The sequence below is a fragment of the Sporomusa aerivorans genome (assembly GCF_041428895.1).
Lineage (GTDB): Bacteria > Bacillota > Negativicutes > Sporomusales > Sporomusaceae > Sporomusa > Sporomusa aerivorans.
The window spans coordinates 2767182-2787268 of sequence record NZ_CP156926.1 but is presented as its reverse complement, the minus strand read 5'-3'; the positions used below and the strand labels follow the sequence as shown (position 1 = coordinate 2787268).

Below are 20087 nucleotides of genomic sequence, written 5' to 3'. Positions count from 1 at the left end.
ATCTGTATTACTCCTGTGCAGGCAATGGCGGCACAGGCCCCGTTTCTTTTTGCAGCAGTGATCCGACAAACACAAAGCCTTTGTGGCTTAAATAGGGCATATCATAAATTCGGGCAAAATCAATAACCGTAAACAGGGGCTCGCTTTTGCCCAAATGGCCATACAAAAGCTGGGAATTGGCGCTTTCGATCAGCCAAATCCGGCCTTTGTAGTCTGCCAGGACATTTAAATCATAAATAAGTTTAAGCTCCGGCTGGAAGGGATTGGGCTTGGACTCTTCCTGCCCGCCTGGCAAAAACACATAATGCTGATGATTAGGAAAGGCTACCATATAGATCCCCGCCGGATGAATGTCTGTGTACAAAAAGATATCGTCAGGGTTGAGGCTGTAAGCAATATCAGCCCGCAAGTCATTGTTCCGGGGGTTGTAAATTTTATCATAATGCAAATAAAAGTTTACGGAGGAGGCAATAAAAATCGCCGTACATAAAAGAGCAGCCACGCCCTGCCGCCTGACGGCAGCCAGCCCGCAGGCCAGAGCAATGAATAAAAATCCTGAATTCGGCATTAAATACCGGGTTATGAAAATTGGCTTTACCTGGGACAAAAGCAGGGCCAGGCCAATCACGGCCAGATAAATAGCCAGGCTGCTTAGTGCCAGTCCCGCATAGTGCCGTTTCTGGGTAAAAGCCGTGTACAGCCCGAAGCCGCAGACCGCCAGCCAGCCAAAACTCAGCAGCCAGGTGGCAGAGGCCGGCAGGTTTTCGGCGAAATAAAACACCAGCAAATCCCGCAACAGGTGCTGATAATTGATAACAATCCAGTATTCTTTGGTCACCGCAACTACCTGACTGATTAATACGAACAACCACGGAAGATAAAGAATTATCTGGGCCAAAATCGTCACCAGACAGGGCTTGAGCAAATATCTTTTCCTGGAAAAAACAGCCGTCAGCAGGCTAAGATTAATAAAAAAAGCACCAAGCAAGGCATAGTTGTGGGTATAAGCGCTGCCCAGCGAGAAGAACGCAAACAGTACCCAATGGCGCCGTTGATTTTGCCGGTAGGCCAGATAAGCGTAGATCCCGGCACTGGTCACAAAAAACATGGCCCACGAATACATTCTGGCTTCCCCTGAATACTCCAGCATCACCGGCAAAGATACCGCGAAAAAGGTATAATAGAGGCCCGCCCGGTTGCCGCAGATACGGCGGATATGAATAACGCCCAGCAGCAGGAACAGCAGCATCCCGGTTACCGACACCAGCCGGTAAACCACAATATCCTGTCCCCAGACCAGAGAAGCCAGCTTGGCGAGCATATAATACAAAGGCGGATGAACATCGAGGGCTGTGATTTCGCAAATTCTAAAAAAATCATGCCTGACCATGGCCACTGTATACGCCTCATCAAACCACATTTCCTTATAAAAGGCACAGGAGACGAAAAATAAAAGCCCTGCGAGCAATAGCCCCGCATAGCCCAGCTGCCAGTACCGGTCCGACCTGTCTGCAAATATAATACTACGGTAATTGTACATAAATCTTGCTAACACCCTCTCCTGCCAATAAAATCACCATTGCCGCCGTCTTCCCCCTGACGAATAACAGCAATAACGCCAATTGGTCTTAAGCATAATTCTCCATCCCGACTGTAAATCCCTCCCAATTTTAAAATTAAGCAATCTAAACGCCTTTTACCGGCGTGCTCAGAGTACGTTGATTTAAATTGGAAAGCGGCGCTTCCACTCCATTCGTAAAAGCTTGTCCTCTCCATGCTGCCGCGCCGGCACGCCTCGGACACATTGCCGAGGATTTCGGCTAGGCTGAGAACCGCAAGAGGTTGACGTGCCACTTTTATTCTGCCTTACCGGTAAAAAAGATATCAATCATTTTCTCTGCCAGACGTTTCGAAGCATTGGCCTGAGCAACTAGCATCAATATGATTAAAAGAAGCTCAGCCGCATTCCGATTAGTTGTTTCTATAGCAGATGTTTTGCTCTCTATATATTTGACTTTTTCCTCAAAAGTATCATGGAATTCTGCGAATTGTTCTTGTCTTAACTCCAGGAAGGTTATGTATATATCTTGGAGAGGAATAACATCATCGTCAGGGGTATTAATATCGTTTAAAATAGGTGCAAACAATTTTTTGATATCACTAATTGAAAGTATACTTTTTAATTGGGAAATCAATATCAGGAGCATAATATGCTGCCTTCCATATTTTCGGTTCTGAGGCGGTATCAATAGTTGATCTTTGGTATAATTGTTGATCATGGTTTTTGTTAAACCCTTGTCAAGCGGCTCTCTTTTTAACCAATAAAGCCTATTGTTAAGAAACTCTAATAACTGGTCCATATAAAGATTTATATCAGGGATATCGTCCACCTGAATATCCTCGGTCAAGCCAAGACTCTCAATGATTGTTTGTATGATTGCCTTGTTATATTCCATGACTATATCCATTCCTTTCGCTCCGCTCCAGGCGCAAAGCGGACTAAAATCCCTTGCCTAGAGTATTTTTTTGTATGCGCAGCTCCTGATTAAAAATATATTTCCATATAATCTTCTCTATGCCACGAATAGTATGACCATGTTTTTCACATCAGAATAGCTCTTAAATATCCTTTTGATTGATCCCATGCTCATTTACATATCCGGTGTATTCTTCCATAAACTGACAGGACGGGGCACCCGTCCTGTTATATAACATTAAGTATACTGATCATCCGGCGACGATGTTCTGGATATCGGTTTGTCTATTTATAAGGCCAAAATATTCCTCTACCTTGCTAGTAATAGAGCGATTAACTGGGTATAAGCAAAATGATATGCAGCAGTTTCTTATTTTAGAAACTGCTGCATATCATTTTGCTTACTATGTTACCCGGCATGTCGCATGTTGGTTTAGAATATACAACGTTCCGTGTTTGATTATCCATTATTCATATATTAGTTAAACGAAGAAACAACGCGAAAAAAAGAGAAATTTTAAGATAACACATGTTTTTCTACAAAACAAAGTCACTTTTGGTAGTTGCCATGAATACTATATACCGCGATAGGACGAATTATCAATTCCGGAGCAAAAATTGGCGGAGAAAAATTGAAAAAGGGAGAGAGAAAATCTTGGTTAAAGTGGGATTTATCGTTTGTCCGCAATGCGGCGACATGACTTGGGAAACAAAGGACTTTGTAGCAGTGCAAAAAGGAGCGGGTGTATTTAGGGATTTAGGCCCGGCTGCAGTAGTTGGATGTATTGCCTGTGCTGGGTGTCCAGGCAAGCGAGTAGTGGATAGAGCTAAATTATTGATTAAATGTGGCGCCGATATAATTGCGATGTCCTCTTGCATGAGCAGTACTGACTCTGATGAAAATGCCTGTCCTTATTATGAGCGTATCCTGGAGGAACTGTCTAAACAGTTACGATCGACAATTATTATTGACTGCCGTAATGGCGTTGGCGCTTAGCCTGTCGGTAAACACACAGAATTTATAAATGGAGGTATCTCTGTGAGCTTAGAGGAAATAGGCTTATTAATCGCGGTAACTGCCGGTTTGATAGTTTTAACGATTTATCGCAGTAACAAAATACTTACGAAACTAGGAATCCCGAATACAGATAGCAAGAAGAAAGATCCTAACCGCTGAAGTGACCAAAAAAAGTTAGACATTATTTGATTAGTATACTTTGGTATGCTACCCCTTTAGTAGACAGGAAGTACGGTTTAAAACGTACAACTAGTTTACTAAAGTTTTTTCTGTTGCCTGACGCTTTCTAGCCACGTTCAGGGAAACGTTTACCGCATTTTCCCGCAGACTGTGAACCCAGAACCGGCTTGGCTTCACGGTCTGTGTTTTCTTTTCAGCCAAACGCAACACTCCATGTGTGTTAAAAACAACTTTTAATTTTTATAAATCATATTTAAGTTTCAGTTTGCAGGCCCAGAATCAATTGCGACTATTATCTCGACTGGTCAGATCATTGTATTCCAAATATATCTTGCAGGTAGTTATCAAGAATACGAAGGGTATCATGTAAAGCCTGGTTGGGAAACTTGTGAGTTACCTTATAGCATATCCTTGGAGGCACCGGTGCCGATAATTTCTGAAGAACAAAATCTCCAATCCGCATCATATGTGCGCCAATAGATGCGGGAACTATAGTCCATTGTCTTGCGTCCTTCAAAAAAGTAGCGATTAGTCCCGCCGTGTCCAGATGAACACGGGAAGGGCAAAGAGGATCCCACCACTGGTCATGCCTGAATTGAAACTCTCTGTTCCAATTTATGAAGACTTCGTGCTCTGCCGCCAATTCTCCCATTTCAACAGTATCTCCAGCCTGCCGCCCCGGCACTGCCAGACGCAACAGCACCATTTCTTCAGAAAAAAACGGTTTAACCGTGACACTAGGAGACACTATCTCTCGCACCACAAACGCCACATCCATCTCGCGTCGCTCAATACTATCAAATGCTTCCTGAGTATGTTGAGTACGAATTTGCAGTCGGATCGGCGGGGTATGCTGATTTAGCATGCCATATACAGGAGGCAAAACAAAGTGACTTATACTTTCGGCAGCGCTAATTGCCAGACTTAATTGAGAACCGCTGGCCTGTAAGATTTGTGTTTCCCTCCAGAGAGCATCCCATCTTTCCGCAATGCTAAAAAAGTTCTCCCCTTTTGGTGTCAGACGGATTTTGGATGCTCCTTTTCTTCGCTCAACCAAAAGGCCACCCATTTCCTGCTCCAAGGTCTTTAACCGATAGCTTACAGTAGCCTGTGACAAGTGCAACAATTCGGCCGCCTTGCTTATACTCTCGGTCCGTACGATAGCTAAAAACGCCTCAACCCCAGGAAAATACATAGAGCACCTCTCGATATATAGAAATAATTAATATAGTTCACAAAATATTTGAGTTTTACAACAATATTCTTTATGCTTAAAATTATCATTAATGGAGACGATGGTCAAACGTTTTTTCACTGGAGAGATCATAAACAAAATCCACTAAGTAAAAAATGGAGGTTATAAAATGTTTGAAAGTATGATTGAAAAATTAAAAACCAAACATCAAAAGCTAGTATTTACAGAAGGTTCCGATCCAAGAATTCTTGAGGCTGCAAGCCGTTTAAAAAAAGAGAAGATCCTCGAACCGATACTGTTAGGTGATCCAGAAGAGATACATATTGTATCGCAAAAGTATGGTTTTCTTACAAATGAAATTGAAATCATAGATCCTAAAACATATCCGGCTATAGAATCCATGGTTGCGATGATGGTTGAACTTAGAAAAGGAAAAATGGATGAGGCCACCTGCCGAGAGTCTCTGATGAAAACTAATTATTTCGGTACGATGCTTGTAAAAACAGGGTATGCTGACGGCCTTTTAGGTGGTGCAACCTATTCTACTGCCGACACCGTTCGCCCGGCACTGCAAATTATTAGAACATCACCTGGAAACAGGATTGTTTCAAGCAGCTTTATTCTATATCGCAAAATAGAGAATGTTGAGGAAAAGTACGCTATGGCCGATTGTGCTATCAACTTGAATCCAAGTGAGGATGAACTTGTCGAGATTGCTGTTGAAACGGCAAGAACGGCAAAAGTCTTTTCAATTGGTCCAAAAGTTGCTTTATTATCTTATAGTACGTTAGGCTCAGGCACTGGAGAATCAGTTGATAAAATGCGAAATACAGCCACAAAATTAAAGAGTATGAATCTTGATTTTCCAATTGACGGTGAGCTACAGTTTGATGCCGCGTTTTCCAAAGATGTTGCAAAAATAAAAGCGTCACACTCTCCTGTCGCTGGGGAAGCGAACACTTTCATATTCCCGGATATTAATGCCGGTAATATTGGTTATAAGATAGCTCAGCGTCTTGGAAACTTTGAGGCATATGGTCCGATTCTCCAAGGGCTAAATGCACCGATAAATGACCTTTCCAGAGGTTGTAATGCAGATGAAGTTTATAATATGGCAATTATTACTGCTTCTTTAAAAGGATAAATTGCATACATTAATCGGGTTTTCTTCGAAGCATGGTATAGAGCATGAAAGGTGATTTAGCAATGAAGATTCTCATAGTCGGCTATTTTACTGATACCTCAAAATCAAATGTTGCAAGGTATTTTCCGGAAGACTGGGACATTGTAATTGTCCCGCCCGGAAAAGAAATGCTGCATCATATTGAAGATTGCCAGGTAATCATACCTGAACATATAAAAGTGGACCGCAGCCTGCTTTCTATAGCAAAAAAATTACAATTGGTACAGACGGGTGCAGGATTTGATAATGTAGATATCGATGCCTGTACGCAGTTCGGCATTTGGGTGGCCAATGCTGCAGGAGTGAATGCACAGGCAGTGGCCGAGCATGTAATGGCACTGATATTGTCTTATTATAAAAACATACCGTTTCTTGATTCTTTCATGAAAAACAGGCTGGATGAAAATCAATTGGACTATACAGGGAGTGAATTAACGGGTAAAACGATTGGAATTATCGGCTTGGGCGCCATCGGTAAAAAAGTAGCTGAGTTTTGCAGGGTTTTTGATATGAATGTGCTGGCTTATGCTAGAAATGCCTCCCAACAGTCTGACGGTTTTGTGAAAATGACGGATTTCGATAATCTTGTAAGCGCATCGGACATAGTAAGTGTACATATATCCCTGAATCAGCAAACCAAACAGCTGATCAACAAAGCAGTATTCAAGAAAATGAAGAATACCGCGCTTTTTATCAATACAGCCCGCGGCGGGATTGTCAATGAAAGAGACTTGATAGATGCATTAAAAAACAGGGACATTTCAGGCGCATGCCTGGATGTGTTTGAATCTGAACCGCTTCCAACTGACAGTGAGCTCCGGAATCTGGGTAATGTGATACTTACTCCCCATACAGCAGGCATGCCTGACGGTCGCAAATTCCATAAAAAAAGATATGATTTCTTTGTGAATAATATAAAACGTGTAGAGAATGGTGAAGAGCCTGAAAGCAAGCTCAATCAGTTATTATAGATGACCGGACTGGCTTTATTTCTTCTCATTTGTGCTGCCTTCTGCCATGCTTCCTGGAATTTTATATCAAAGAAGGCTTGTGGCGGAGCAATTTTCGTTTGGCTATTCAATGCAACCGCCTCTATAGTATATATTCCAATTGTCATTGGCTCAATGTGGGTCACCAAATCCTCCTTTAGTTGGGATTACACGATTTTCATGCTGGGCAGCGCTTTTCTTCATGTTGGGTACTTCATTCTATTAAATAAAGGATACAATGTGGGTGACCTTTCACTAGTTTATCCTTTAGCCCGTGGCACAGGCCCGTTAATTTCCGTACTTGCAGCCATTCTATTCTTGGGGGAGCATCCTTCTTTACTCGCCTTAATGGGTACGTTGTTTATTGCCATTGGTGTATTTCTTCTGTTGGGCAACCCAGCAAATTACGTTAAAAGAAACGCTTCTCAACCCGTCCTTTTTGCCGTTTTAACCGGCGTTTTTATTGCAAGCTACACACTCTGGGATAAGTATTCAGTCAGCACTATAAACGTTCCTCCGGTACTGATGTATTGGGGAGCTACTGTCGGCCAGGCTTTTTTACTGCTCCCCTATGCCCTGAAAAATCGCGAAGAAATAGTTCATCAATGGATAACAAAACGCCTCTCAATTATTGGTGTTGCAATTTTGTGTCCATTATCTTATATTCTTGTCCTCACCGCTATGGTTTTCACACCAGTAAGTTACGTTGCCCCGGCTAGAGAAGTTAGTATCCTAATAGGGGCCATAATGGGTGCGCGATTTTTGGCTGAAGATGACGTAAAGCTTCGCATAACTGCCGCTACGGTTATTTTGGCCGGATTAGCCTGTCTATCGATAGGTTAAATGCAGATTAGAGCATCAATAATTCTATAACTCCAACCCCAACCCGCAACACGAATTCCACTTGAACCTGAGTTTTTCTTCTCTATTCTCCCGAAAAAGCCTTCAATTTTTGTACTACTTTACAAAAAGCGCCATTGTATACGAATGCTTTTTCGTACACAATGGCGCTTCTAATTTCACTATTTCTCTTTCCGTTCTATCAACGCTGCACACTCAACATGTGCTTTGGAAGAAAGGTAATACTAATACACGGAATTAGAGATTCGTGTAAAGGTTCGGCCCCCCCTAGATGGAGGGGTGTCGTTTTTCGTTTTCCTGAAACGTTAATTTCTCTATTATCAGTCAGCGTATAGAAAAAGGTAACGGGGTACAACGATCTCGTCTTTGCTTGCATCTGGATTCTCGATATATTCAAATACCAAGAATATGTTTTGATTAGGGAGTATAGTATTTTTTTCAATTGTAAGATTCGGTGTTCTTCTAAAACCTCATCAAGATTAGTCTTTATGTTGTGTGTATGAATCCATGACCCGGCTTGAATATCTGTAATGGCATTGCCAATTGGAAAACGATAATTTATTTATTTACAAGTTTCTTTACAGCAGTCTGCATACCTTGGTTTGTTATCATGTATAGATACTCGCCAACCTTTTGTTTTAATCCCGGAACACTCGTCAGATCTTCGCCCCATAACGCGGTATTTGACAGCACGTCTTTCGCAACCATCTGCGCCCCGCTACAGCTACCGTCAAACTCAGACCAAGTACTTACAAAGAACGCCAGTACTGACAAGTCATCTTTCATAATAAATTCGTCTTTTTCCCGGGCGGCTCGCATTGCCGCACCTTCAAGTTTGCCATCTTTGTAGACTGCTATCAAGGCCGCTAAAGAAAAGGTTAGTTTTTCTGGAAGCTTTCCCTGCAACTCGTTATATTCCAAAATCGAAGGTAATACCCGGGCCTTGAACTTAGATGCTGAATTTAACAAAATACTAAGTAAATAATGCCTGATATAGGGGTTTTGGAATCTCTCAATAACTGCCGTCGCAAAATCAGTTAGCATTCGCTTATCCAGATTAATCGAAGGAATAATTTCATCAGTAATAATCTGCCTGGTGAACGCCCCCATAACGCTATGATCCATCATTTCTCCTACCGTATCTAGGCCATATAAAAAGGCTGCCGGTACTGAAGACGTATGAGCGCCATTGAGAATGCGCACTTTACGGGTACGGTACGGAGTCATATCATTAGTCCAGATAACATTTAGGCCGATTTGGGTAAAGGGGAGTTTTTTAGCCAATTCAACAGGTCCTTCAATTACCCACAAGTGGAATAACTCACCGGCGTCAATCAGTTCATCTTGATAGCCAAAACGGGATGTTAGCTCTGCTATCTCATCTTTGGGATAACCGGTAACAACCCTGTCAACCAAGGTATTAAGAAAGTAGTTACATTCTTCTACCCATTCTTTAAACTCTTGCGGCAAGTTCCAGCTTTCAGCCAGTTGTAATACCACTTTTTTAAGAGTAGCACCGTTACGTTCAATGAGTTCACATGGCAGAATAATCATACCTTTGTCTGCTTGGCCGTTAAAATATTGGAACCGGTGATATAAATAGGCAGTCAGTTTTCCCGGAAAAGAAACTGGCGGCCTATTTGTCAAAATGTCGTTAACATCAAAACAAATTCCAGCCTCAGTCGTGTTAGAAACAACAAATTCAATTGCGGGATTCTCGGCGCATTTAATATACTCATCCCACTCAGCATATGGGTTGATACAACGGCTGATAGAGCTGATTACTTCTTTTTGTTCAACAACTTTACCGTCCTGTAATCCCCTTAACAGCAGAGTATACAATCCATCCTGGGCATTGATTTTTCCAGCTAAACCTTCAGCTATTGGCTGAACAACAACAACCCGTCCATTAAACAAGTTGTTTTTATTTAATAAGTGAATCATCCAGTTCACAAAGGCTCTCAAGAAATTTCCTTCGCCAAATTGTATAATTCGTTCTGGTAAGTTAACCGGATAACTCCGCATTTCAACTTCGGCAGAAACTTCAATGTTATTAGTCAATAGAGTTTTATTAAGCCTGCTCATAGTTATCTCCCTACTAATTTAATCAATGTTATAACATAAATAATCTAAGTTAGACCCGATACCCCATCTTATTTGATCCATCGATAAGATGAGGTACCAAGCCCTGAAGGAAAACCTTATAATATCGTCTGGCGATAATCACCATTAGTCACAATATCTTTAGGCAGCACTTTTCACTGCGATTGGCTCTTTAACAATAAACCAGTAACACAAAGCAGCTCCGGCGGCAACAATGCCGCCACTGATAAAGGCCAGCGCAAATGATCCAGTTTTATCGGCAATCATTCCCACGACAATCGGTGAAAATGCCCCGCCAAAAAAACCACCAAAGTTCTGAATAGAGCCAACCGATGCAACCAGTGCTCTAGGAGCAACATCGGAAGCCAAGGCCCACGTATTGGCACTAATAGCAGCTATACTGCCAATGGAGACTGCCATTAACGCCACTGAAACGGAGATACTGGGTGAATAAGAGATGGCTACCGCCATTACTGCTGCTACCAATGCTGAAACACTAATTACAGCACGTTTTGCTTTCATAGGCTCCATAGATTTTTTCTCCACTAACAGCTTGGTCATATACCCGCCGACCAGATCTCCAAAAATTCCTCCCACCCAGGGAAGTGTGGCATAAACGCCAAGGTCTTTTAACGAAACATTGTAACTTTTAACTAAGTACAGTGGTACAAAGTTTTGAAATATATTAGATAACCAGACTACACAAAAATATCCCAGCATCATGCCCCACATACTCCGGTAGGTGAATAACGAACCCCATTTGATAGTGTCTTTACTAGTGGTCTCTTCAACCCCTGAGCCGTCAGCCTTGATATATTCAAGTTCTTCTTTCGAAATGCTTTTACTCTTATCAGGATTAGCGTAATATAAAGCAAATAATACAACATAGATAATTCCGGCGGCGCCCGTTATATAAAACAATGCTCGCCAGCCAAATTCGATCATTAAAGCAACAAGCACCGGTACCGCGAGCGCCGGACCAACCTTTGAGGACGCATCCCAGATACCTGACGCCAGGCCTCTTTCTTTTTGCGGAAACCAGTAGGAAGTAATTTTGGCTGATGTCGGCATGCAGGGTGCTTCAGCAATACCCAGCCATACCCGTACAGCCAGGAATGACGGTAACGTATTGCAAAGACCGGTGGCAGCCGTGGCGGCGCTCCACCAGATTACAGCCTGCGTATAAATCTTTTTAGCCCCCAGACGGTCCACCAACCAGCCTGACGGTAGCTGCCCCAAAGCATAGGCCCATGAAAATACGGCTCCGATTAGGCCGATATCGGTATTGGTAAAGTGCAGTTCCTTCATCATCTCCGGAGCGGCAACAGCGATATTCGCCCGGTCGAAATAATTGATTATGCCTCCCAGCAACAGCAAAAAACTCATTTTCCAGCGCAGGTTCCCGTTGGGCTTTGGGATCGGTGTGTGGCTTGTTTCTGTCATATTAGACATAATTATTCCTCCCCAATAATAAAATGAGCGTAAAATGAGTATGATATCGAAACAATAAATCTTGACTTTTTAAAAACATTAAAATATTCAGTAAAATGAACGCAAACTTGTACTTATTATCGACCGATTCAAAACTTGGTCATATTAGTTACAATTTACGCTGATTTATCGCACTGGGATTCAGACAAGTGGGCGGCTGTTGTCCGTCAAGGGCGGCATATATATTGGCAATACAAAGTTCTCCGGCAGCAACGCGGGTATCCAGCGTGTAAGTGCCAACATGAGGCGTCAGTACAACACGAGAGTGCGAGCGCAAGGCTTCACCAACCACTGGTTCATTCTCGAACGTATCCAGACCGGCGCCAGCTATTTCACCGGCGGTTAACGCTGCTACCAACGCTTCTTCATTGACCACCGGTCCACGGGCCGCATTAATCAAAAAGGCGGTCTTTTTCATGAGTTTAAGTTCCTGCTCATCAATTAAGTGCCGTGTTTCCGTCATCAATGGCACATGCAGGGATACAAAATCAGCTTCCTTTAACAGTGTCGCCTTATCAACAAATATCCCGCCGGTTTTTTCCTCAAAGTGAGTATTAGGCTGCATGTCCGTATACAAAATTTTCATTTTGAAGCCTTTAGCCCGTTCAGCTACAGCCAAACCGATACGGCCGGCACCAATAATCCCCAATGTCTTGCCAGAGACTTTAGTACCCATGAGGTTTTCCGGCGACAGCCAGTTGCCGGTATTTCCCGATTGCACAAATTGGTGACCGCCAACGATCTTCCGGGCAACGGCCAGCATCAACCCCCACGTGATATCGGCGGTATCATCGGTTACAACATCTGGTGTATTACTGACAAAAATTCCGTACTTAGTGGCTGCCTCAACATCAATATTGTTGTAGCCAACACCATAATTAGCAAATATCTTGCACTGCGGACTAACCGCTTTGCAAACGTCTTCGTCCATCACACTTCCGACCACAAATACGGCATCCCGGCCCTTAATTTTCTCCAGGAGTTCAGACTTTGTTAATATCTTATCCTCCCGGTTATAATCCACATGGCAACGCTCGCTAAGTTTATCAATTACCGGTAGTGGGATCAGGCGGGTCACATACACACTAGGTTTAGACATTGTAAGCACCTCCAACAATAATTGTTAACGCAGTCCTACTGCTATAACCTGTTACTCTCCATTCACGAGAGGCTGACGAGTTCTGAACTCTGTAAAAACTCAATACTCTTGGCAATATTTTCTTGAGTTTCCTGTAACGTTTTACCTGGCGGTAATTCGAGGCAAAACAATGCATTCGAAACCTCTGCCATCTCTCGGAATAATGCCTCCATATCATAATCATCAGTTGAAGTTATATAGGGTAAGAGGCTGTGCGCCGCCGTAGTCTTAATATGGAAATAAGGTATCTGGCGTTTGTATTTACGTACAAACGCCAATAGCTCTTCTGCGGACGGCAAAACCCGGACTTGTACTTGATTGGCATAATTCCCGGGGTCAAATACGGTGTTCATATCCTGAATCCGTTCTAGCAACTCACTCATACCGAAATACTGACAATTATCTCCCCGCAAAGGCTCAAATGCATTTTCGAAGCATAAGACTACACCTTTTGCTTGCGCATATTGTGTGTATTGTTCCACTAACTGGCTGATCAGTTTAAACTCATTTTGGTTGTAACCCTTTTTGTCAGGTACGTTTTTAATATGCCAGGGCGCAGCTAACACGCGCGAATAGGTATTCTCGCCAAACACAAGCGCATTTTCAACACCTCTATAGAACAATTGATCATCTGGCTGCAAAAGATCAATCGTATCCCAAGCATAATGAAGGCGAAGCCCTAAACGCCGTCCCAGTTCCTGAATGCTTTGCAGATAATCACTGCTCATAGCTACTGCCGGATCGCGTACCTCGACCCAAGAAAAACCTTTGCTGTAAGCCCACTCAATGATTTGTTCTTGGGTAGTTTCATTGCTTTTAATAAAACTGATAAATGTTCCGGTTGTTAATCCAAAATCTGGTCGTAGTCCATGATTCACAGTTATTTTTTTCATTTTCTATCTGTACCTCCATAACTTCTCTGGCAGTATCAGCTATAACTGTTTTGGCCCCTCCTTCTAGTTAAGCAGGGCCTTACATATTTCAACAGCGGCTCCGGCGTCAGACGCATAGGCATCGGCACCGATGGAATCAGCAAACGACTGGGTAACCGGCGCTCCGCCTACTACAATCTTGACTTGCTCTCGGATACCGGCAGTCTTGATAGCCTGAATGGCAGTGCCCATTTCCGGTAAAGTTGTGGTAAGCAAAGCGCATAACCCAACAATCTGGGGCTTATGCTCTTGAATGGCACTGACAAACTTTTCGGCCGGCACATCGATACCGATATCAATTACTTCAAAGCCTGCTCCCTGCAGAATCATAGCTACCAGATTTTTACCAATATCATGCAAATCGCTGCGAACGGTTCCAATTATGCATTTACCGATATATTGACGTTCTCCTGGGGCAAATAGCGGTTCAATAATCTTGATTCCGCCCTGCATAGCCCTAGCAGCCACCAGCATTTCCGGAACAAAGATTTCTCCCTTTTTGAATTTGTCACCCACTATTTCCATCGCCGGTATGAAGCCCTGGCTGATGATATCGGCCGCATTCATTTTCTCCTCTAGGGCTGCACGAACCAATTCTTGCACTTTTTTAACGGCACCTTTCATAGTGCTTTCTTTGATTTGTTCAATTACTGTCATAATAAAATTCCCCTCTCCCGTGGTTGTATAAATTAATCTAACCGACCGTTGCGGAACTCACTGATATACTCCATGCAATACTCGTCGGTGCCCGCCAGTGCCTCTGCCGCATATATCGCCTTGATCATTTCCTTATTTAAAGGATCGCAGATAACCGCATCTAAGCCTGCAGCAATACACATAATCATAAATGAGCGATTTAACAGTCCCCGCCCCGGCAGACCAAAAGAAACATTGGACAATCCGCAGACAGTATGGATACCCGGATAAGTATTCATTATGGTCGTGATAGTTTCCAGAACTGCCATCGCCTGTGTCCCGTCTGTCGATATCGGCTGAATCAGGGGATCAATATAGATGTCAGTAAGTGGAACCCCATTTTGGGTTAGTTTGTCAATTAGATTCCCTGCCACTCTTATTCGGTCTTTTGCAGTAGACGGCATACCAGTATCATCCATGGCCAGCGCCACAACACCAGCCTTGTATTCCCGCACCAGCGGCACAATCTGCTCATAACGGTCCCGTTCCCCGCTGATAGAGTTGATGAGGGCTTTGCCTTTGTGTTCTTTCAACGCCAGGGCCAAAGCCAGCGGATTAGGGCTGTCGATACACAAAGGAACCTCTACTTTCTCTTGTACGGTTTGAACAAGCCAGGATAAAGCTGCTGGTTCCTCCTCCAGCAATGTCCCGCAGTTTACATCCACATAACAACTGCCAGCCTGGACTTGTTTCCCGGCCTCTTCCTGAATGAAAGCGACATCCCGGTTACGGACTGCCGGCTCGATACCTGGGCGGCTGGTATTGATTCTTTCTCCGATAATTATCATAGTATCAATTAACTCCTTTGTTGTCGTAATAGGTGGTTAATAGCTTAAATCCGTTGTGATACATTATGAATATAATTTGCCGCTACCGCGATGTCCTCGTGCAGTCCCTTCAGGCAACGCCCTTCAATAGTAATCGTTCCACTATAATTCAGGCTTTTTAATACAGAAATAATCGCAAAGAAATCAATCCCGCCAAGTCCCGGGAAATACCTGTTATTATCGGAAATATGAATGTTCTTATAATAATTCTGGTATTTTACCATAGCGGCAAACATATTTGTCTCTTCAATGTTCATATGGTAGGTGTCTGGTAATATCTTAATGCAAGTACCGGCTTTAGCGGAAAAATTCACACCCTCAAGAACTGTATTAACCAATGTTGCTTCATAATGATTGGTTGCCTCCAGGTATATGTCGACCTGGTTAACAAGCTCCAAGCGGCTCAGTTCCAACAGGGAAAGTTCCATTTGTTTAGTCGCCGCTGCCACATTATTATCAGGGCCGCCTTTAATAAATCCGCAGATGATTCCAGCCTTGGCTTGTTCGGCAAATGCCATAATTTTATTCATATGCTGTACTGTTTTTTTCCTAGTCTCTTCATCCAGGGAACTTAACGATAAACCATTTTGTTTGGCGTACATGCCGGTAGCAACCATGGTCAGTTTTAAATCAAAGTCTGACAGGTACCCGGTCAGTTCCAGCGGTTTAATATTGTCAAAATCGGTAATATTTAACTCGACACCGTAGAATCCATATTCTTTCAATAGCTGCAGCGTAGCTTTGAAATTTTTGTCATGATAAATATCATCCGGTACAGCAAGTTGTATACACAGTGGAAATGCATATCGGGTGTTCATATTCTTCATCTTCTCCCAAGTGGCGTTTTTTCTAATCGCAACTAGAATTGCAAGATAACTTTTAACATGTTGCCGGCATTTTTGTCAAAATCCGCAAATGCTTGTACCGCGTCATTCGCGCTATAAACATTTGTTACGATTTTTTCCAGATCCACCTTCCCGCCACCTACAATGTCTATCAGTTGCTCAAAATCTTCCTTTATCGCATTACGGGACCCTAAAACAGTCAGTTCTTTTTTCTGTATCACCGTAAAATTAAAATCCAGGTTCTGTTTAGCAATGCCTATCAGCACCACCCGTCCGCCAAAAGCAGCAGCATCTATGCAGTTCTGAAAGGTTGACGGCAAGCCCACAGCCTCGATAGTTACATCAAACCCGTTTCCCTTGGTAATTTCGTTTACTTTGGCTGTAAAATTTTCCGGGCTGTCATTTAAGATTGCCCCATCCGCGCCAAGTTGTAGAGCGTAGTTGAGCTTTTCCTGTTGCGTATCACTTACATACACGTTGGCACCAAACAACTTGGCGGCGACCATCGCCAGTACTCCGATGGTCCCTGAACCAATAATAAGAACGTTTTCGCCTTGTTGTACTTTGGCGCGCTTTACGCCATGATAGCTGATACAGAAGGGTTCTATTAAGGCCAGCGTTTTGGCTGAAAGTCCTTTGCCAGCGTAAATCCGGTCAACAGGCATCGTAATATATTGGGAAAATGCGCCATCCCGTTGCGCACCCATAGTCTGATTATCCATACAGCAATTTACCAGGCCACGCGTACAGGAATAACACTCCCGACAGTTAAAATACGGATTGGCTGTAACCACCATGCCTTTTTTCAGGCCTTTGTCGTTAGGTCCTATTTCCACGATTTCAGCCGAAAATTCATGACCAGGAATACGTGGATATGAGGAATAGACAAAAGTACCCCGGTAGGTGCCTAAATCCGATCCGCAAATACCCCCGTAAAGAAGCTTAAGTAAGGCTTCATCTTTTTTGGGCACAGGGATTTCCTGGTTAATATATTCTATATTGCCGGGTTCTCTAATCAGGATTGTCTTGTTCATGGGTATACTCCTTATAGTTCAAATTTAAGTCGCTTTTAAAACAAATTGCCATTTGCATCAAAATCCCACTCTGTAGGTTCGGAAACAATCTCGATATCCGGATACTGCCTGACCTCTTGTATATGGGATTCGGATACATAAAACTCGCCCAGTTCCAGCGTGTTTTTAATACGGATTATCTTGAGGTTTTGCCAATCGGAAATGCTGCTTGTTTTGACTGCCGCTTGGATTGCCTGCCTATCATTATCCAGGATCAAGGGCATAAAACAATTTTTTATCGCTGTACTGGTCAATACATTAGGGTATGATTTTTCCCGGTCAAATTTTTTAAAAGCCCGCATGGTAGTAAAGTCGGCCAGTCCGATTCCATTGCCGTTATTGTGGCTGTTGTCACGGATATCCAGCACCACAATGCGTTTGGAAACAAGTCCGCTATGAATATTATCAACGGTCCATCTGCCAGTCACATTTGGGTCCATGCCATCACCGCTGATGTCCTTGCCAATTTCATCCACAACCAGAATGTCGGTTGACGGCAATTTAATTTTTGCCATAGCGGCTTTTGCCTGCTGAAGCAGTTTCGGTTCTTCCTCAGGTATCTCGTCATAAGTTAGTGCCGTAAGCTGAGCGGTTTCTTCATATGCATTTTCCAAAATAGCCAACCCAAATAAAATTTTACTATGCTTGTGAATGCCAAGTCCGTACCGTTCCACATTAACGGCAATAGCGGGCAAGCCCTCCTTATGACATTCTTCCGCGCCGATTTGCTTGGCCAATCCGATAGCCATCATTTTAACAAGGCCGCTTTCATACTTTCCGCGAAACCCGGTATGCGCTTTTATGCGATTTACTACGATAATGCCATCGGCTGCACTGGCGTGCTTGTCTATAAACAGTGGCCTGCCGTTATCTAGCGTACCAATTTGGGTAATCTCCATTGAGGCGATAATCGGACAGCCAACAATCTCTTCTTTGATCAGATAACCGGACAAAACCTCCAGTTGCCCTGCTACCGTTGCCCCGCCATGGCTGCCCATGGCCGGAATTATAAATGGTTGAGCCCCCCGCTCCTTGCACACCGCTACAATTTCACGCAGAATAATATGAATATTGGCGATACCGCGGCTGCCGGCAGTAATTGCAATGCGCATGCCGGGTTTTACGGTCTTGGCAATATCGGTACGAGCAAGCTGGTTGCGCACCGCTGCGGGAATATCCTCAATCACCACCCGATCAAACTTCTGTCTAACTTTAACCATTTTAGGAAGTTCGATGCCTTGTAACAACTCGTTTATCACACTCATTTATACTGCACTCTCTTCTGTGATGATTTTATCCATCCCATATATAGTCTTACTATCCTATCGGTAATTCTTAAGCACATCAAACACTCTTCTCACATTGTCCATAGGGTCATTAATTTGAATATTGTGCCCGATTGAAAATACAAAACCGCCGTCAGCACCAAGGATTCTGATTCTTTCCTCCATTTGCTTTTCCACGTCATCCGGTGTACCTTTAGCAATGGTAGACTGACTGTCAACGCCGCCGCCCCAGAACACCAGTTTTTTATTATATTTGTTTTTCAGCGCTTGAGGATCCATATTCGCAGCCTCACACTGTATCGGATTCAAACAATCCAATCCAAAATCAACCATTTCGTCCATAAACGGTGATACGGACCCACAAGAATGGAACAATGTTTTCCATGTGGTATTTTCATGTACCCAATTACAAACTTTCCGATAATACGGCGTATAAAGCTCCTGAAACATTGCTACTGACATGATAGGCCCTGCTTGTGTGCCAAAATCTGTACTACTAAGAAAAACTGCCTGAGGTTTATTCCCCACCGCTTCTTTGAGCAGTTGCAGATTTTTTATTGCCATATCAGACTGAAATTCAAAAATTTCTTTTACATAATCTGGATATAAGTGATGAGCCATTAACCATTCGGCAAGGTCACGAATACCCGGTGATACTTTCAGCATAGGACCGATTACCTGAGTCGCTGCTCCAAAAGCTGAAACTTCGGCGTTTAAAACAATGCCGTAATCCGTATTGTTATAATAATAGCTTGTGTTTTCTTCGTAGTACCTTAACGTCTCATCATCATATAGCACAAACTGCTCTTTGTAATCCTCAAAGGCATTTGCGCTATCTTCATCAAATGCTTCCTGACGGACAATCTGGTCAAAATAGTACCCATTCTTCGGCAACCTACCGCTTGGCTTCGCAGTTAGATCTCCCTGTGGATAGATAAAAGTAGTTCCGGCACTATCAACTGTTGATGCAAACCCTTCTCCTACCAGGGCAGGTGTCCCATCCGGCATCGTCCAACTTTTCCAATTTTTGTTCCGATAGCCAAAACAAGTAACATCGCTCCATATACCGACCACATCAATGCCAAACATCTCCATGTCTTTCTCATCGATCATGCCTAACATCTGATAAACATCATAGATTTTAACTGGCTCATCTCGTCCATACGCTTTTCTCAGCCTGTATAACATCGATGCGTTAATTCCCGTAGCTTTCGTAGCGCCTAAATCAAATGCCAACTTTCCTATGCACTGGTGATTCAGTGCAGCAATTAATTTTTCTCTTGACTTCAAGAATTGTCCCTCCCTGAATTATTTTCTAGCATAGAAAATGCAAACTTGATTTTGCAATTACATTTCTCAAACCACGTTCCTGTATTACCGATTTTTAACTTTTTAAAAAAGTTCAGAAACGGCCAAAACTGCCAATAACGCGAAAAAATGTTTGAAAATCAAGTTATATTAAAGCATTTCGTCTTGCTAACCTTTCTTTATTATATACATATCTGTATTACAGGTCAATGGTTATATTTAAAAATATTGCCTTTATTCCATATAGTAAATATTTTTCGACAACTTCAAGGTAATTTTTAACTATCTAAAATTATTAGCACCACTCGTCCAACAAATGGTTTGCGCGCCTCTACAAAGAGCGGTTACCGGCCAGTGCCTAAAAACGCTGACTTTCACTTTGTTCAAGTCGTAACGCCTTTGATTCTTTGCCATATCGCCCCCTTAAAGGTAAGCGTCAAAGCAACCACACATGGCAATAAAAAACTACCTGAATATGATAAACAA

Annotated in this window: 18 protein-coding genes; 4 read left to right on the top strand and 14 right to left on the bottom strand. The window is 43.0% G+C overall.

Annotated elements, in window-relative coordinates; translation table 11 throughout:
• Positions 1 to 7: 7 nt before the first annotated feature.
• Together SATMO3_RS13045 and SATMO3_RS13040 are read right to left on the bottom strand one after the other, a co-directional pair.
• Complete coding sequence (locus SATMO3_RS13045) at positions 8 to 1540, bottom strand: hypothetical protein (protein WP_371381219.1); 1533 nt, start codon at positions 1538 to 1540, stop codon at positions 8 to 10.
• Positions 1541 to 1856: 316 nt separating this feature from the next.
• Positions 1857 to 2468, bottom strand: a complete 612-nt coding sequence (locus SATMO3_RS13040; RefSeq protein ID WP_371381218.1) for a DUF1836 domain-containing protein — start codon at positions 2466 to 2468, stop codon at positions 1857 to 1859.
• 672 nt (positions 2469 to 3140) lie between these two features.
• On the opposite strand from SATMO3_RS13040, the gene SATMO3_RS13035 reads away from it, so the two are divergent.
• Positions 3141 to 3473 (top strand): CGGC domain-containing protein, encoded by a 333-nt coding sequence (locus SATMO3_RS13035; protein WP_371381714.1) that lies wholly within the window; start codon positions 3141 to 3143, stop codon positions 3471 to 3473.
• Between the two features lie 270 nt (positions 3474 to 3743).
• Here SATMO3_RS13035 and SATMO3_RS13030 read toward each other — a convergent pair whose 3' ends face one another.
• Positions 3744 to 3875 carry a hypothetical protein gene (locus tag SATMO3_RS13030; RefSeq protein ID WP_371381217.1) on the bottom strand — a complete coding sequence of 44 codons (132 nt, stop codon included), beginning with the start codon at positions 3873 to 3875 and terminating at the stop codon, positions 3744 to 3746.
• A 109-nt stretch (positions 3876 to 3984) separates the two neighbouring features.
• Complete coding sequence (locus tag SATMO3_RS13025) at positions 3985 to 4869, bottom strand: LysR family transcriptional regulator (protein ID WP_371381216.1); 885 nt, start codon at positions 4867 to 4869, stop codon at positions 3985 to 3987.
• A gap of 169 nt (positions 4870 to 5038) precedes the next feature.
• Here SATMO3_RS13025 and pta point away from each other — a divergent pair, with 169 nt between their 5' ends.
• From pta to SATMO3_RS13010, 3 genes are all read left to right on the top strand, one after another.
• Positions 5039 to 6013: a phosphate acetyltransferase gene (gene pta / locus SATMO3_RS13020; RefSeq protein WP_371381215.1), complete on the top strand. Its 975-nt coding sequence runs from the start codon at positions 5039 to 5041 to the stop codon at positions 6011 to 6013.
• Positions 6014 to 6075: 62 nt separating this feature from the next.
• A complete protein-coding gene (locus tag SATMO3_RS13015) occupies positions 6076 to 7023 on the top strand; it encodes an NAD(P)-dependent oxidoreductase (protein ID WP_371381214.1) in 948 nt (315 codons plus the stop codon).
• The gene (locus tag SATMO3_RS13010) at positions 7024 to 7884 is read left to right on the top strand and encodes an EamA family transporter (RefSeq protein ID WP_371381213.1); all 861 of its coding nucleotides are present in this window, start codon (positions 7024 to 7026) and stop codon (positions 7882 to 7884) included. It begins immediately after the preceding gene.
• Positions 7885 to 8460: 576 nt separating this feature from the next.
• On the opposite strand, the gene SATMO3_RS13005 is transcribed toward SATMO3_RS13010, so the two are convergent.
• The 10 genes from SATMO3_RS13005 to SATMO3_RS12960 form a co-directional block, all read right to left on the bottom strand.
• Complete coding sequence (locus SATMO3_RS13005; protein ID WP_371381212.1) at positions 8461 to 9987, bottom strand: tagaturonate reductase; 1527 nt, start codon at positions 9985 to 9987, stop codon at positions 8461 to 8463.
• Between the two features lie 159 nt (positions 9988 to 10146).
• The gene (locus tag SATMO3_RS13000; RefSeq protein WP_371381211.1) at positions 10147 to 11457 is read right to left on the bottom strand and encodes an MFS transporter; all 1311 of its coding nucleotides are present in this window, start codon (positions 11455 to 11457) and stop codon (positions 10147 to 10149) included.
• Positions 11458 to 11605: 148 nt separating this feature from the next.
• Positions 11606 to 12595 carry a 2-hydroxyacid dehydrogenase gene (locus SATMO3_RS12995; protein WP_371381210.1) on the bottom strand — a complete coding sequence of 330 codons (990 nt, stop codon included), beginning with the start codon at positions 12593 to 12595 and terminating at the stop codon, positions 11606 to 11608.
• Positions 12596 to 12657: 62 nt separating this feature from the next.
• Complete coding sequence (locus tag SATMO3_RS12990) at positions 12658 to 13527, bottom strand: hypothetical protein (RefSeq protein WP_371381209.1); 870 nt, start codon at positions 13525 to 13527, stop codon at positions 12658 to 12660.
• Positions 13528 to 13590: 63 nt separating this feature from the next.
• Complete coding sequence (locus SATMO3_RS12985) at positions 13591 to 14223, bottom strand: B12-binding domain-containing protein (RefSeq protein ID WP_371381208.1); 633 nt, start codon at positions 14221 to 14223, stop codon at positions 13591 to 13593.
• 32 nt (positions 14224 to 14255) lie between these two features.
• Complete coding sequence (locus tag SATMO3_RS12980; protein WP_371381207.1) at positions 14256 to 15050, bottom strand: methyltetrahydrofolate cobalamin methyltransferase; 795 nt, start codon at positions 15048 to 15050, stop codon at positions 14256 to 14258.
• Positions 15051 to 15094: 44 nt separating this feature from the next.
• Complete coding sequence (locus tag SATMO3_RS12975; protein WP_371381206.1) at positions 15095 to 15907, bottom strand: sugar phosphate isomerase/epimerase family protein; 813 nt, start codon at positions 15905 to 15907, stop codon at positions 15095 to 15097.
• A 41-nt stretch (positions 15908 to 15948) separates the two neighbouring features.
• Complete coding sequence (locus SATMO3_RS12970) at positions 15949 to 16968, bottom strand: zinc-binding alcohol dehydrogenase family protein (protein ID WP_371381205.1); 1020 nt, start codon at positions 16966 to 16968, stop codon at positions 15949 to 15951.
• 35 nt (positions 16969 to 17003) lie between these two features.
• The gene (locus tag SATMO3_RS12965; RefSeq protein WP_371381204.1) at positions 17004 to 18272 is read right to left on the bottom strand and encodes a lactate racemase domain-containing protein; all 1269 of its coding nucleotides are present in this window, start codon (positions 18270 to 18272) and stop codon (positions 17004 to 17006) included.
• Positions 18273 to 18329: 57 nt separating this feature from the next.
• Positions 18330 to 19583, bottom strand: a complete 1254-nt coding sequence (locus SATMO3_RS12960; RefSeq protein ID WP_371381203.1) for a uroporphyrinogen decarboxylase family protein — start codon at positions 19581 to 19583, stop codon at positions 18330 to 18332.
• Between the last annotated feature and the right edge of the window lie 504 nt (positions 19584 to 20087).

What these genes read in the sequence shown, in the direction of transcription:
- SATMO3_RS13045 (WP_371381219.1), bottom strand. Translation starts at nt 1,540, where the DNA reads ATGTACAATTACCGTAGTATTATATTTGCAGACAGGTCGGACCGGTAC.
- SATMO3_RS13040 (WP_371381218.1), bottom strand. Translation starts at nt 2,468, where the DNA reads ATGGATATAGTCATGGAATATAACAAGGCAATCATACAAACAATCATT.
- SATMO3_RS13025 (WP_371381216.1), bottom strand. Translation starts at nt 4,869, where the DNA reads ATGTATTTTCCTGGGGTTGAGGCGTTTTTAGCTATCGTACGGACCGAG.
- pta (WP_371381215.1), top strand. Translation starts at nt 5,039, where the DNA reads ATGTTTGAAAGTATGATTGAAAAATTAAAAACCAAACATCAAAAGCTA.
- SATMO3_RS13015 (WP_371381214.1), top strand. Translation starts at nt 6,076, where the DNA reads ATGAAGATTCTCATAGTCGGCTATTTTACTGATACCTCAAAATCAAAT.
- SATMO3_RS13010 (WP_371381213.1), top strand. Translation starts at nt 7,024, where the DNA reads ATGACCGGACTGGCTTTATTTCTTCTCATTTGTGCTGCCTTCTGCCAT.
- SATMO3_RS13005 (WP_371381212.1), bottom strand. Translation starts at nt 9,987, where the DNA reads ATGAGCAGGCTTAATAAAACTCTATTGACTAATAACATTGAAGTTTCT.
- SATMO3_RS13000 (WP_371381211.1), bottom strand. Translation starts at nt 11,457, where the DNA reads ATGTCTAATATGACAGAAACAAGCCACACACCGATCCCAAAGCCCAAC.
- SATMO3_RS12995 (WP_371381210.1), bottom strand. Translation starts at nt 12,595, where the DNA reads ATGTCTAAACCTAGTGTGTATGTGACCCGCCTGATCCCACTACCGGTA.
- SATMO3_RS12990 (WP_371381209.1), bottom strand. Translation starts at nt 13,527, where the DNA reads ATGAAAAAAATAACTGTGAATCATGGACTACGACCAGATTTTGGATTA.
- SATMO3_RS12985 (WP_371381208.1), bottom strand. Translation starts at nt 14,223, where the DNA reads ATGACAGTAATTGAACAAATCAAAGAAAGCACTATGAAAGGTGCCGTT.
- SATMO3_RS12980 (WP_371381207.1), bottom strand. Translation starts at nt 15,050, where the DNA reads ATGATAATTATCGGAGAAAGAATCAATACCAGCCGCCCAGGTATCGAG.
- SATMO3_RS12975 (WP_371381206.1), bottom strand. Translation starts at nt 15,907, where the DNA reads ATGAACACCCGATATGCATTTCCACTGTGTATACAACTTGCTGTACCG.
- SATMO3_RS12970 (WP_371381205.1), bottom strand. Translation starts at nt 16,968, where the DNA reads ATGAACAAGACAATCCTGATTAGAGAACCCGGCAATATAGAATATATT.
- SATMO3_RS12965 (WP_371381204.1), bottom strand. Translation starts at nt 18,272, where the DNA reads ATGAGTGTGATAAACGAGTTGTTACAAGGCATCGAACTTCCTAAAATG.